We start from the raw sequence: 13,825 nt of genomic DNA, 5'->3' as shown, positions 1-13,825 counted from the left end.
CGAGAGAGCCGACCGTTCAGCCGTCGTTCGGACTCCCCGCCGCTTTCCCACCGCTCGCCGTGTGTCCCCCGATTTCGCAGCTCCCGTCCAGACAACCCAGCCCGGCCGCCGTCTCGAAGACGGGGAGCCCGCAGTCGCACTCGTCGACGACGACGCCGGCGGGGAACGAGAAGGTGGTCTCGCAGTCGGGGTCGTTCTCGCAGGCGAGGTAGACGCGGCCGGGCGCGAATCGGACGCGGAGGTCGCCATCGCAGTCGGGGCAGTCCCAAACTCCGTCGAACCGGTCGCTGACGGCGTCCTCCATCGGGTCGCAGGCGGGGTCGAGACAGAGGTGAAACGGCTCGCCGCGCTCGACCCGGATCTTCGGGTGCCCGCAGTCGTCGCAGGTCGCGTCCGTGACGCTCGCGCCGGCCGGGAGCCCCCAGCGTTCCTCGCAGTCGAGGCACACCACGTCGCCCCGCGAGCGAACGAGCGGCCCGCCGTCCTCGGGGCAGGTCCCGACCGGAACGCCCGCCTCGGTGACCGGGAGCGCGCGGCTCGCGGTCGCCTCCTCCGCGACGATCCGGAGTCGGCGGGAGCCGTCGCGGGCGGTGACCGTGAACCCGTCGCCGTCGCCCTCGACGACGACGCTCTCCGGCCGGGTGAGCCACGCGACGGGCTGGTAGCCGTCGGCGTCGTGGACGAGCGTCGTGTCGTCGGGTTTGATCAGGACGACGACGCGCCCGCGATGGGTGCGGGTGCGATCGCCGCGGTCGGTTACCTCGCAGTCGCCGGCCAGTACGCGGAGTCGTTGCGGCATGGGGCGGGTGGCCGCGGTATGGGTGAAAAGCGCTCGTAGCGGGGATTTATGTGGGATACGTGGCGGGTGGCGGTGAATACTGACGGCGGGGCGAGGTGGCGAATCGCTCGAACGCCCCGGTCGGCTATTTATAAATAATCGCTGTCGGATCGGCGGCGAACACGTCCAAAGCCCCAGCCGCTCGCTTATAAATTGTCGACTGCGGACCGACGGGGACTACCTCCGAAGCCCCAGCCGCGAGGGCGCCGTACGCTCGCTGCGGTCCTCGGTCGCTCGCTCCCTGCGGTCCTTGCGTCGCCTACGGCGCCCTCGCGGCTGCCCCTTTGAGTCCCGCCCCACACCGAACAGCACCGCAGCCTCACGCCTCCCCAGCCTCGTCGGTCGGCGCTTAAAAGCGCCGACCGACTCCCTCGCGCGTGCGACTCGCGGCCTGCGGCCGCTCGTCGGCACGCGCCACAGCTCCACGACGACCCTACTTCACCCGAACCGTCCGCGTCGCGGTGACCGGCAGCAGCGGCAGGTCCGGGAAGACGACCTCGACGGTGAACTCCAGCTCGTCGGCGTCGGGGGTGCCGAACACGCCGACCGGGACCGTCGCCTCGCCGTCGAGGTACGTCGTCGTCGCGGTCATCTCCACCTCGTTGACCGTGACCCGGATCCCCGCACGGGCGCTCCCGGAGACGGCGGTCACGGCGACCTCGCACAGCTCGTTTTCGCCGACGGCGATCGCCTCGGGGAAGTCGCCCCAGTCGACGTCGATCCGGGGACAGTCGCGCGCGGCGTCGACGATGCGCTCCGCGACGGACGCGCTCATCCCGGCGTTTTCGAGGTCCTTCGCGCCGGCGTCGACCACGTCGGCCGGGGAGGTGAGACCGGCGTCCGCGAGGCGCTCGGCGCGGCCGGAGCCGACCCCCTCGATCGCCGTGAGCGCGACCGCCTCGCGGGAGACGCCGTGTTCGACGCGCGCCTCGACGCGGCGGGCGAGGTTGGCGGCGCGCGGGCCGGCGAACCGGTCGAGGAACTCCGCGAGCGCGGCGAGCAGTCGGAGCGCGTTCTGCCGGATCACCCACGCGTCCGACCGGAGGTCCGAGGGGACCGAGTCGGCCATCCCGGCGAGCAGGATGGCGAACACCTTGCGATGGCCCTCTTCGAGGTCGGTGTCGCGACCCTCGAGGATCCGGTCGACGGCGTCCGACTCGGCCGACCGCGCCGAGACGGAGTCGAACTCGCCGGCCGACGCGACGGTCTCCAACACGGCGTCGACCGTCAGCGTCTCGCGGTCGGCGAGGCGCCGGAAGCGGCGGGCGGTGTCCAAGCGGAGGTAGTACTTCGAGGCGAGGCGCCCGAGGGCGGTCGGCTCGATGGCGAGGTCGTCGTCGGCCGCGACGAACCCGTCGTCGACGAGGGATTCGAGCGTGTCGCGCACGCGGTCGCGGAGCGTCGGGAAGTCGTACGCGTCCGGCTCCGACTCCGCGCGGACGTAGTAAAAGGTGGTCTCCAGCCACGCCATCACGTCCTCGAGTCCGCGGATGGTGCCCATCGCGATCTCGGCGTTGAGGTGCGACTCGAGGTCCGCGGCGAGCCGCGACTCGATCTCCTTGCCCTCCCGGAGCAGCTTCCGGTACTTGTCCGCGTCGGCGCGGTCGCAGACCACCCAGCCGTACCCCACGTCGTCGTACTCCGGGCGCCCGGCGCGGCCGAGCATCTGGAGCACGTCCAGCGGCGAGATGTCGGTCTCGCCCTCCAGCGGGTCGTGGTACTTCGTGTCGCGGATGACGACGCAGCGCGCGGGGAGGTTCACCCCCCACGCGAGCGTCGACGTCGAGAAGAGGAACTTGATCTTCCCCTGCTTGAACCACTCCTCGACGCGGTCGCGGTCGTCCTTCCCGAGGCCGGCGTGGTGGAAGCCGACGCCGTCGGTGACGGACTGCCGGAGCGTGTCGTTGGTCAGCTCCGTCGCCTCGTTGTGGAAGTCGTAGTCGTCCCGCGAGTCGATCGGGATGTCGCGCTCGGTGATCTCGTCGCGCGCCTTCTTGGCGGCCTGGACCGTGTCCTGTCGCGAGGAGACGAACACCAGGGCCTGCCCGTCCTCGCGGACGTGCGGCTCGGCCAGGTCGAGCGCGCGGTAGAGCCGGCGGTACTTGTCGGCGAACGCGTTCGAGCCGTGCGAGTACGTCTTCACGCCCGTTTCGAGGTCGACCGGGCGGTACTCGTCACCGAACGCGTACGTCGTCTCCGCGGGCGCGTCGAGCCACTCCGCGACGTCGTCGATGTTCGGCATCGTCGCCGAGAGCGCGACGACGCGGGGGTCCTGAAGCCGGCGGAGCCGCGAGACGGTCACCTCGAGCACCGCGCCGCGCTTCTCGGAGTCGAGCAGGTGGACCTCGTCGATGACGACGCAGTCCACGTCGGTGATAAATGAATAGCGCGCGGAGTCGTGTTTCCGCGTCGCGCTGTCGGCCTTCTCGGGGGTCGTCACCAGCACGTCCGCGCGCTCGGCGCGGCGCGGGTTCAGGTCCCGCTCGCCGGAGACGACGTAGACGGAGTAGCCCAGCTCTTCGAACCGTTCCCACTCGCTCTCCTTCTCGTTGGTGAGCGCGCGCAGCGGCGCGATGAACAGCGCGGTGCCGTCCGCCGCGAGGGTCCGACAGATGGCGAGCTCGGCGAGCGCCGTCTTCCCGGAGGCGGTCGGCGCCGACGCGACCACGTTGTGGTCGGTCTCCAAGATTCCCGGGAGCGCCTCCCGTTGCATCCGGTTGAACTCGTCGAACCCGAAGGCGTCGGCGAACTCCGGCACCGCGTCCGCGACCTTCACGGCACACCACACCCGTGCGCGAGTCGTCGGGAACCGCGGCTGTGTCGCATCGGATCGAGAGGGGGGCTTCGAGGGCAAAGGCGTTTCTCATGCGGACGCGACGCGAGCGAGTCGCGCTCGGGAGCCGCGGCGGCGCGTCGGCTCCCCCTCGCCGGCCTTCGCGGAGCCCGTCGAGCATCGAGGCGCCGCCGCGGACCCACACCGTTTAGCTGGCCGCGGTCGACCGAGCGAGTATGATTCCCACCTCGCCGCTCGTCGTCGGCCTCGCCGTCGCGGTGGCGCTGATCGCGCTGTTCGTGCTCGCCCGTCGGCTCCGCAGGCCGTCGGCCGACGCACGCGAGTCCAAGCGCGCGCACGACGCAGCACAGGAGCGCGACCCGCCGGTCGAGATCGGCGAGACGTACGAGTTCGGCGTCACCGAGCTCACCGACCACCACTCGGGCGAGGAGGTCGCCGTCGGCAAGGTCGAGGGGTTCGTCGTCTTCACCGAGGACATTCCGGGCGGACTCGAACCGGGCGACGTGATCCGCGCGAAGGTGCTCTCGTTCAACGAGGGCCGCACCTCCGCCGACGCGACGTTCGTCGGGCACGCGTAGCCGGGACGGGGGTACCGTCGGACCGAGGGACCGTCCGCCGGCGATCCGGTCGCCGGGCCGACGGTCGGTCCGCCGTCGCCGCCGGGCGGCCGACCACGTCCGCTCCGAACCGGAGGTTCATACGTGATGCCGACGAAGTGATGTCGCAATGGCTCAGGCCGGCACCCAGGACCTCACGGAGCGGTTCATCCAGTTCTATCGCAACTACTACCGCGAGGAGATCGGACAGCTCGCACAGCGGTATCCCAACGAGCAGCGCTCGCTGTACGTCTCCTACGACGACCTCTTTCAGTTCGACCGCGACCTCGCCGAGGATTTCCTGAACAAGCCGGAGCAGATGCGCGAGTACGCCGAGGAGGCGCTGCGGCTCTACGATCTCCCGGCCGACGTCAGCCTCGGCCGCGCGCACGTCCGCATCGAGGACCTTCCCGAGAACGTCGACATCCGCGGGATCCGCGTCCACGACGACCACATCGGGAAGCTCGTCTCCATCCAGGGCATCGTCCGGAAGGCCACCGACGTCCGCCCGAAGGTGACCGAGGCCGCCTTCGAGTGCCAGCGCTGCGGCACGATGACGTACATCCCCCAGAGCGACGGCGGCTTCCAGGAGCCCCACGAGTGTCAGGGCTGCGAGCGCCAGGGCCCCTTCCGCGTCAACTTCGACCAGTCCGAGTTCGTCGACTCCCAGAAGCTCCGCATCCAGGAGTCGCCCGAGGGGCTCCGGGGCGGCGAGACCCCCCAGTCGCTCGACGTCGACATCGTCGACGACATCACCGGCGAGGTGAGCCCCGGCGACCACGTCACCTGCGTCGGCGTCCTCCACATCGAGCAGGTCGAGCAGGGCAACGAAAAGTCCGCCATCTTCGACCTGTACATGGACGGCGTCTCCATCGGCATCGAGGACGAGGAGTTCGAGGACATGGACATCACGGAGGCGGACAAACGCGACATCATCGAGCTCTCCGAGCGCGACGACATCTACGAGGCGATGGTCGGCTCCATCGCGCCCGCCATCTACGGCTACGAGGAGGAGAAGCTCGCGATGATCCTCCAGCTGTTCTCCGGCGTCACCAAACACCTCCCGGACGGGTCGCGGATCCGGGGCGACCTCCACATGCTGCTTATTGGCGACCCTGGCACGGGTAAGTGTCTCGATGGGGACACAGATGTCATCCTCAACGATGGACGAAAGGTTCCGATACGCGATCTGGTAGAGCGGAATCTCGACGATCCGAAGCCGGTCGACGACGGCGTCTGGGACAGCGTCGACTTCGAGGTTCCTGCGCTTCAGGAGGACGGCGCTGTCGGGGCGTCCCGCGCGACGAAAGTCTGGAAGAGGGAGGCGCCAGCGGAGATGTATCGGATCGAAACGGCGTCGGGCCGTGAACTCGACGTGACGCCTTCCCACCCGCTGTTCATCCAGCGGGACGGGCAGTTCGCTCCGATCCGTGCCGAGGAACTGGAAACGGGCGAATTCGTGGCGGCGCTCACCCGACTCGACGTGGACGCCGACGACACGCTCGACGTCGATTTCCGCAGGGCACAGTCGCACAATGCCGTTCGTCTCGACGCTCCCGAACGGTGGACCCCAGCGCTCTCCCGGCTCGTCGGATACATTGTTGCTGAGGGGTACGTCGAGAAACGCAACGACCACTCGGGATTCGTTTCGATCACGAACAACGACGAGGAGGTCCTCGAAGACGCGCGGAACACGCTCCACGATCTCAACCTCGAAACGACCACCAGGAAGCCGCACGATGACAAAAGCGCGCGGGAGTTGCTGTGTTCCGCCGGTGAGTTCGTCAGTTTCCTCAACGAAATCGACGAAGCGCTACTAAAAAGCTCCGCTGAGAAGCGGATCCCACCGAGGATTGTAGGTGCATCCGACAAAATCACCGCCGCTTTCATCGAGGGATTCATCGAGGGAGAAGGTCACGTTTCTGCGTCGCAACGCGAAATAAGCGTCGCGTCGGTGAGCGAGGAGCTTCTCGAAGGACTCCGGTCGCTCCTGCTTCAACACGGGATTACATCCCAGTTACACGAGCGGCACAACGGAAGCTACCGGCTCCGTATCAGCGGCGCACAGTTCGACCGCTACGTCACTGAAATCGGGTTCGTTACCGAACGAAAACAGTCCGCAGCGGCGGAGCATCTCGAAACGGATCGGAACACGAACGTGGACGTGATCCCAAACGTCGGTCCGACGCTTCGTCGACTGCGTGAGTCGCTGGGACTGACACAGTACGAGTGCGGTGTACCACGGAGCACGTACCGACACTACGAGGCCGGAAACCGGAATCCGAGTCGGGACGCCCTCAGACGAATTGTCGACGCATTCGAGGACGCGTGTGGGTCCCCCATCGACAGCGACACCGACGCTTTCGCCAAAACAGATGGCGGATCCACCGCACGCGACGTTGCCGCGCTCGGTCAACTCGCTGAGAGCGATATTCGCTGGGATCAGATTGAGTCCATCGAGCGAGTCGAACCAGATGACGAGTGGGTGTACGATCTCGAAGTCGAGGGGACTCACAACTACGTCTCGAACGGGATCGTCTCACACAACTCACAGATGATTTCGTATGTAGAAAACATCGCGCCCCGCTCGGTGTACACCTCCGGGAAGGGTTCGAGCGCGGCCGGGCTCACGGCGGCGGCCGTCCGCGACGACTTCGGCGACGGCCAGCAGTGGTCGCTCGAAGCCGGCGCGCTCGTCCTCGCAGACAAGGGGATCGCGGCGGTCGACGAGCTGGACAAGATGGACTGCGTCACCGGCGACGCGCTGGTCTCGCTGGCAGACGGCCGCGTCGAGCGCATCGACGAGCTGGCGCGTGAGGCGGCCGAGGACGGCGACGTCGAGGAGCTCTCGAACGGGCGCCGCGTGCGCGACGTCGACCTCGACGTCTGGTCGATGGACGAGGACGGGAACCTCGTCGAGCGGTCCGTCTCCGCGGTCCACGAGTACGACGCGCCGTCGGAGCTGACCCGGGTGACGACCGAGACCGGCGAGTCATTGACCGCGACCGCCGACCACCCGTTCTTCGTCCTCGACGACGGCGAGCGGGTCGAGCGCGAGGCGGCCGCGCTCGACGACGGCGACTGGGTGTACGTGCCCCGAGAGATTCCGACGAAGGCCGCCGACGGCGCCGGAGCGGCAGCAATGGCGGGCGGCGTCGGGAGCGTCGAACCGCTCGACGATGGATCCGTCGACGCTGACGGCGTTGACGCCGCGATGGCGAGCGTCCTCGGATACCTCTCGGGCGACGGCAACGTCTTCTACGACCGCGACGAGGGCGTCTACGGCGTCCGGTTCACCAACGCGGACGACGAACTCTTAGACGACTTCGAGCGCGCGGCGCGGGCGGCGTTCGACGCGGAGCCGGTTCGACCGCCGAGCGAGAAGCGTGACGACGGCGTCGAGACGGTTCGCGTCACGGGGAAGGAACACGCCGACGCCGTCCTCGACGCGGGGATGAACCTCGGTCGGTACGACGAGAAGTGCTTCCCGACTCCCGTATCGGCCGGGAGCCGCGCAGCGAAGGCCGCGTTCGTCCGCGCGCTCGCCGACATCGAGGGGCACGTCGACGAGTCGGCGGGCAACGTCCGGATAGCGTCGGCGAGCCGGGACCTGCTGGAGGGCACGCGGAGCCTGCTCTTAGGGTTCGGCGTGTCGAGCCAGCTCCAGCACCGCGAACGAGACGGCGGCCGCGACGTGTACTACCTCACGGTGACCGACGCCGACTCGCTCGCGGCGTTCCGGCGGTACGTCGGATTCACGGCCACGCGGAAGGCGGCGGCGCTCGACCGCGTCGTCGACGCCGCGGACGGCGACCGAACGATCCTCGACGTGGTCCCGGAGGTCGACGACGTGCTCGCGCGGTGTCGCGACTCCCTCCGGCTCTACCAAAGCGAGTGCGGGCTCGACGCGGTCACGTATCACGACTTCGAGACCGGGGCCGCGAACGTCTCGCTCCACCGCGCCCGCCAAGTGCTCGCGGCGTTCGAGAACAGACTGGAGACGGCCGCCGCCGACCGCGACGCGCTCGACGAGACGCCGACGTGGGAGACGCTCTCGGAGCTACGGCGCCGATACCACGTCTCGCAGTCCGAGTTGGCCGAGGGAACGACGCTGTCCCAGCAACAGATTTCCCGCGAGTGGGGCGAGGGCGACGAGATCCGTCGGACGGTGACCGCGCGACTCCGAGAGGTCGTCGGCGAGGTCGCGAACGTCGAATTCGACGACCTCCGCGAGTTCGTTCGCGGCGACGTGAAGTGGCGCCGCGTCGAGTCGGTCGAGACGATCCCGCCGGAATCGGTCGAACACCGCGGCAAGGTACTCCGGCAGCGTCTCGCCGGCGTCATCGACGGCCCGGTCGACACGGCGGAAGACCGCGCTCGCGAACTGCTCGACCGCGGTCCGGTCGGCGAGACGCGAGCGGAGCTGTCGGCGGCGCTCGACGCGTATGAGATCAGTCAGGCGGACGTGGCGTCGAGACTGGACGTGACGCAGGCGACCGTGTCGCGCTGGCTGTCCGGCGCCGTCGAAACGGACCGACTCGACGATGTGCGCGAGGCCGTCGCGGAGGAGGTCGACGCCGTCGAAGCGGAGCTGCGGTCGATACTGACGCGGATCGAGGACGGAGAGCGACCGCGGGTGTACGATCTCACGGTCGAGGAGACGCACAACTTCGTCGCGAACGGGCTCGTCGTGCACAACTCCTCCGACCGCTCCGCGATGCACGAGGGGCTCGAACAGCAGAAGATCTCCGTCTCGAAGGCAGGGATCAACGCGACGCTGAAGGCGCGGTGTTCCCTGCTCGGTGCCGCGAACCCCAAGTACGGCCGGTTCGACCAGTACGAGCCGATCGGCGAGCAGATCGACCTCGAACCGGCGCTCATCTCGCGGTTCGACCTCATCTTCACGGTGACGGACAGTCCGGACCCGGAGCACGACTCCCGGCTGGCGAAACACATCATCAAGACGAACTACGCGGGCGAGCTCAACACCCAGCGCGAGGAGCTGGCGAGCTCGGAGTTCACCTCGGAGCAGGTGGCGGAGGTGACCGAGGAGGTCGCGCCCGAGATCGACTCGGAGCTGTTACGCAAGTACATCGCCCACGCGAAGCGCTCCTGTTACCCGACGATGACGGAGGAGGCGAAGGAGCTGATCGAGGAGTTCTACGTCGACCTGCGCTCGAAGGGCGCAGACGAGGACGCGCCGGTGCCGGTCACCGCGCGGAAGCTGGAGGCGATGGTGCGGCTCTCGGAGGCCAGCGCGCGGGTCCGCCTCTCGGACACCGTCGAGCGCGAGGACGCCGACCGCGCGACCGACATCGTCGAGTCGTGTCTCAAGGACATCGGCGTCGACCCGGAGACGGGCCAGTTCGACGCCGACGTGGTCGAGACTGGGACCTCGAAGAGCCAGCGCGACCGGATCAAGAACATCAAGGGCCTCATTGCCGACATCGAGGAGGAGTACCAGGAGGGCGCGCCGGTCGACGAGGTGCTCGACCGCGCCGGCGAGATCGGAATGGACCGGGGGAAAGCCGAGGGCGAGATCGAGAAGCTCCGGACGAAAGGCGAGGTGTACGAGCCCCAGCAGGGCCACCTCAGGACGACGTAGATGGACCGCATCTCCGCGATACGGAACGTCGAGGACGCGCTCCGCGAGTTCGAGAACGGCGAGGCCGACCTCGCGGCCACGGAGCGGCGCGTCGCGGCGGTGCTCCGGACGTACGCCACCGAGTTCGACGGCGACGACGACGTGTACCGCGCCGTCGGCGACGACCCCGTCGACGGCACCGTGGTCGTCGCGCCCTCCGAGCCGGCCGCCCGCGAACGCGTCCTCGCGGCGAGCGACGTCGACGGCGAGACGCACGATGGTGACCGAGAGGAGGACGGTGATCCGGAGGAGGACGGTGATCCGGGCCGCAGTGAGAGGCCGGCGTTCGACGTGGAGCGGTTCTGACTGCGGATCTCGGAACCAGGCCGGAACGGTTTCGTCGCGGTCGCTGAAGGCGGCTGAAACGTTCCGGTCCGGAACGGCTAAATTCCGTAACCGACCAGCGCCGGGCGTGTTGTTGGTCGTGACGTATTCGGCGGCCGCTCGAACCGGCCTCCGGAACCTGTGTCGCCGCCACGAGTCGGTCGTCGCCCGGCGGTTCGGGCGGGCCGCCATGCTCGACGAGACGGTGTACGCCGCGTTCCTCGCGCTGCGGCTGCGGGAGTCGCACGGCGGAGCCGTTCAGATAGAACGCACCGAACCGTTCAACGAGTTCGTCGCCGTCGACGAGCCGGTCCGGGAAGCCGCCGCGGCCTACGCGGACCGGTCCGCGAAGGCGACGCCGTACGCCGCCTTCGCCGCGGGAACGGATCACCCGGATCCCGATACCATGCGCGAACGAGAGCTGTGACCGAAACCGATCCGGCACCGGTCGGTTCGAACGGAGACGGCGCTGACGACCCCGTCGCGGGTCGGCCGGAACCGGTCGAGGTCCTCGGACGGTTGCCCACCGACGCGGGGATCCGGCGTCAGCTCGCCGCGACCGCGCGTTCGCGAGGGATGACCGCGTCGGTCGCGGACGAGATCGACGAGATCGAAGGAGAGCTCGCGGCGATCGAGATCGACCCGGTCGATCTGACCGCGGCGCGGCGACGGGTCGCGGAGACGACCGGCGAGACCGATCGACTGAAGGAACGCGTCGCGACGCTGCGCGGCGACGCGCGAGCGCGTCGCGCGGTCGACGCCGAGGCGGACGAGACGCTCGACGACCTGGAGGCGGCGGCCGCGGAGCTTTCGGCCGCACAGACCGAAGCGATCGCCGCCGAACAGGCGCTCGAACGAGCGAGGGGCGAGGCAGCCCGCGCCCGCGACCAGCGTCGGCGGCGACTGCGGCTCCGCGACCGCCTCCGGAACCGGCTGTGCGACGCGCGGAACGAACTCGTCGAGGCGGTGTATCCGGCGTTTCGGCGGGCCCTCGCGGTCGTCCCGCGCGGCGACCCGAGCGCGGCCGGACAGGGCCCGAACGGGTACGACGGGAGCCGGATCGCGGCGTCGCTCGCCGCGGTCAGGATCGCGGCGCTCGACGGCGCCGTCGAACTGCGCGGCGACGCGGCCCGAGCGGTCGAGTCGGCGGACCGGAGCGCGCGGTCGCTGCTTCGGACGGCCGACGTTCGCGTGGGGGACACCGCCGGCGAGGGGGAGAGATCCGGCGACGCGGGCGGGCGCTGAACCCCGTCGAATGCGGCGGTCCGCCCCGACTCTTATATGCGATTCCGCGGCAGCCGACCCATGGAACTCGACTGGTCCGTCGACCGGGAGGGAGACGCCTCGCTCGTCGGATGCCGGGTGCGAAACGACGGCGCAGTCCCGCGGCGGGTCCGGATCGAGAGCCGGCTCGACGCCCCGGCGCTCCCGCCGCGGCGAGGCGGCGTCGCCGAGGCGGGGTGGGACGCCGCGGGCGTGACCGCGGTGATCGACCCGGGCGAACGGGCGGCGTTCGGCTTCGCCGCGCTCGCTGAGCCGGTCGAGCCGCCGGTCGAGCTCGCGAGCGTCGAGCCTGTGAGACCGGTCGACGACGACGGTTCCGGGGCGATCGAAGCCGGAGACGACGTCGCGCGGGCGGCGGTGCGCGACCTCGACGATCACCGCCCACCGCGGCGCGCGGCGGCCGGCTCGGAGAGCGAGCGGAACCGCGACGGCGAGGGGATCGATCGCGACGTGGAAGCGACGGAGCGAGACGGGAACGAGGCCGAGGACGACGCGGCCGAAACCGATCGAGACGGAAGCGAGGCCGACGGAGACGCCGAGGGGAACGGGTCGGCGGACGGGAACGGTCTCGGTCGACCGGCGGCCGACGAACCGGGGCCGAGCGCGGCGGGTCCCGGCGAGCTCGACGCGTGGTTCGCGGCCGTCGAGGCGCGGGTCGAGCGGGCGGAACGGCTGACGGACGCGGATCTCGCGACGGCGACCGACGTCGTCGAGGAGGGCGGCGGTCTCGACGCGCTCGGACGGCTCGACGAACGCGTCGCGGCCGACGCCGAACGCCTGAAGGCGGTCCGGGACCGCGCCGCGGCGCTGGCGGAACGGGCCGAAGAGAGCGACGTGCCGACGGAAGCGCTGGAGGCGCTGGCGTGATCCTCGCCGTGGCGGGCGGAAAGGGCGGCGTGGGGAAGACGACGCTCGCGTACAACGTCGCCGCCGAACTCGACGGCGTCGTCGTCGACGCGGACCTCGGGATGGCCGACCTCCCGGGGGGACGGGGCCCGGACCTCCACGACGTGCTCGCCGGCGCGGCGGACCCGATCGAGACGGTCCGGCCCGGACCGGTCGACATCGTTCCGTGCGGGCGGACGCTTGCCGGCGCGCGGGCGGCCGACCTGGTGCGGCTGAGCGAAGCGGTCGCGGCGGTCGAACGCGAGTTCGGCACCGTCGTCCTCGACTGTCCCGCGGGGCGCCGCGCCGACGCGGGCGTCCCGCTCGCGGTCGCGGACGCCTGCCTCCTCGTCGTCTCGCCGCGGGCGTTCGCGCTGGCCGACGCGATCCGGACCCGGGAGCTCGCGCGCGAGCTCGACGCGGGGCTGGTCGGTTGCGCGGTCAACCGAGTGACCGAGCCGCCGCCCGTCGAGCCGATCGGCGACGCGCTCGGCGCCCCGGTCGAGGTGGTGCCGGCAGATCCCCGGGTCGCTCGGTCCGTCGAGGCGGAACGGCCGATCGCGGCCGCCGCGCCCGACAGCGAGGCCGCGGCGGCGGTCCGGGCGCTGGCGCGACGCGTTCCGGAGTGAGCCGCGAACGGGCGCGCGGGGCGTCGACCGAAGGCGAGTTCGCTCGGCGTCGGGGTTGCCGGGAGGCGTCGCGACACCGCGTCCTTTTAGCCGGGCCGAGCCGTCGTCGAGAGCGATGATCAGGGTCGCGTTCGTTCTCGTCGTCGCCGTCCTCGCCGCGCTCGCGGTCGCGGTGGGTCCGCTGTACGCCGCCGACCGCTTTCGGGACCTTCGGGAGCCGACGGACGCGGAGCGCGCGCAGATCGCGGCGCTGGCGGAGCCGGGCGGGCTCGACGTCGACCGGATCGCGATCGAGTCGGTCGGGGGGTCCGGCGACGGCGAGGCGAGCGACGGGAGCGGATCGGCGGCCACCGGTCCGGCGGAGGTCGGGATTCGAGGCCCGCCTCGTCGACGGGTGCTGTTTCTGACCGAAGACGTGCTAACGGACCTCGATGAGGACGTCGCGATCGGGCTGTTCGCGGCGGAGGCCGGCCGGGCCGCGACGTACTACGCCGAGTTCCGCGCCGTCGCCGTGGGGGGCGTGCTGGCGGCGCTGGCGGCGGTCGTCACGGCGCTCGTCCCGTTCGAGTCTGGGTTCGCCGCCGTCGTCGCCGTGGGTGTCGTCTCCTTCTGGGCCGGCCGCCGGGTCCAGTACGCGGCGGACGCCCGCGCCGCCGACGCGGTCGGGGCCGAGCGCGTCGCGGACGCGTTCGAGCGCGTCGCGGAGCGCCGCGGAGTCGAGCCGGAAACCGGCGACTGGTCGACGTGGTTCGAGGTTCAACCGCCGCTCGGTGACCGGATCGCGCGGCTCCGCGAACGGGCGTCGGACGAAGGGTAGCAGGGGGATCGGGT

10 protein-coding genes are annotated in these 13,825 nt (G+C 70.3%); 8 read left to right on the top strand and 2 right to left on the bottom strand.

Going from position 1 to position 13,825, the window contains the following annotated elements:
- Positions 1 to 16: 16 nt before the first annotated feature.
- Positions 17 to 799, bottom strand: coding sequence for an endonuclease NucS domain-containing protein (locus BM286_RS01210; RefSeq protein ID WP_092919633.1), 783 nt, complete (start codon positions 797 to 799; stop codon positions 17 to 19).
- Positions 800 to 1,271: 472 nt separating this feature from the next.
- Entirely contained in the window at positions 1,272 to 3,614 is a 2,343-nt protein-coding gene (locus BM286_RS01205; protein ID WP_092919631.1) for a DEAD/DEAH box helicase, read from the bottom strand.
- 233 nt (positions 3,615 to 3,847) lie between these two features.
- Here BM286_RS01205 and BM286_RS01200 point away from each other — a divergent pair, with 233 nt between their 5' ends.
- From BM286_RS01200 to BM286_RS01165, 8 genes are all read left to right on the top strand, one after another.
- Positions 3,848 to 4,210, top strand: a complete 363-nt coding sequence (locus BM286_RS01200) for a TRAM domain-containing protein (RefSeq protein WP_092919629.1) — start codon at positions 3,848 to 3,850, stop codon at positions 4,208 to 4,210.
- Positions 4,211 to 4,358: 148 nt separating this feature from the next.
- Positions 4,359 to 9,833 carry an LAGLIDADG family homing endonuclease gene (locus BM286_RS01195; RefSeq protein WP_092919627.1) on the top strand — a complete coding sequence of 1,825 codons (5,475 nt, stop codon included), beginning with the start codon at positions 4,359 to 4,361 and terminating at the stop codon, positions 9,831 to 9,833.
- Positions 9,834 to 10,178: a DUF7854 family protein gene (locus BM286_RS01190; RefSeq protein WP_092919625.1), complete on the top strand. Its 345-nt coding sequence runs from the start codon at positions 9,834 to 9,836 to the stop codon at positions 10,176 to 10,178. It begins immediately after the preceding gene.
- 106 nt (positions 10,179 to 10,284) lie between these two features.
- Positions 10,285 to 10,623, top strand: a complete 339-nt coding sequence (locus tag BM286_RS01185) for a DUF7855 family protein (protein WP_092919623.1) — start codon at positions 10,285 to 10,287, stop codon at positions 10,621 to 10,623.
- Positions 10,620 to 11,441 (top strand): DUF7856 family protein, encoded by an 822-nt coding sequence (locus BM286_RS01180; RefSeq protein WP_245779316.1) that lies wholly within the window; start codon positions 10,620 to 10,622, stop codon positions 11,439 to 11,441. The genes BM286_RS01185 and BM286_RS01180 overlap by 4 nt, the downstream gene beginning before the upstream one ends.
- Before the next feature lie 60 nt (positions 11,442 to 11,501).
- Entirely contained in the window at positions 11,502 to 12,347 is an 846-nt protein-coding gene (locus BM286_RS01175) for a DUF7857 domain-containing protein (RefSeq protein ID WP_092919621.1), read from the top strand.
- Entirely contained in the window at positions 12,344 to 12,994 is a 651-nt protein-coding gene (locus tag BM286_RS01170) for a MinD/ParA family ATP-binding protein (RefSeq protein WP_092919619.1), read from the top strand. The genes BM286_RS01175 and BM286_RS01170 overlap by 4 nt, the downstream gene beginning before the upstream one ends.
- A 115-nt stretch (positions 12,995 to 13,109) precedes the next feature.
- Positions 13,110 to 13,811 carry a peptidase gene (locus BM286_RS01165; protein ID WP_092919617.1) on the top strand — a complete coding sequence of 234 codons (702 nt, stop codon included), beginning with the start codon at positions 13,110 to 13,112 and terminating at the stop codon, positions 13,809 to 13,811.
- Positions 13,812 to 13,825: the final 14 nt, after the last annotated feature.

This window comes from Halorubrum sodomense, assembly GCF_900111935.1.
Classification (GTDB): Archaea; Halobacteriota; Halobacteria; order Halobacteriales; family Haloferacaceae; genus Halorubrum; species Halorubrum sodomense.
Note: the sequence above shows the minus strand (reverse complement) of the source record. Positions and strands in the feature narration are given on the sequence as shown.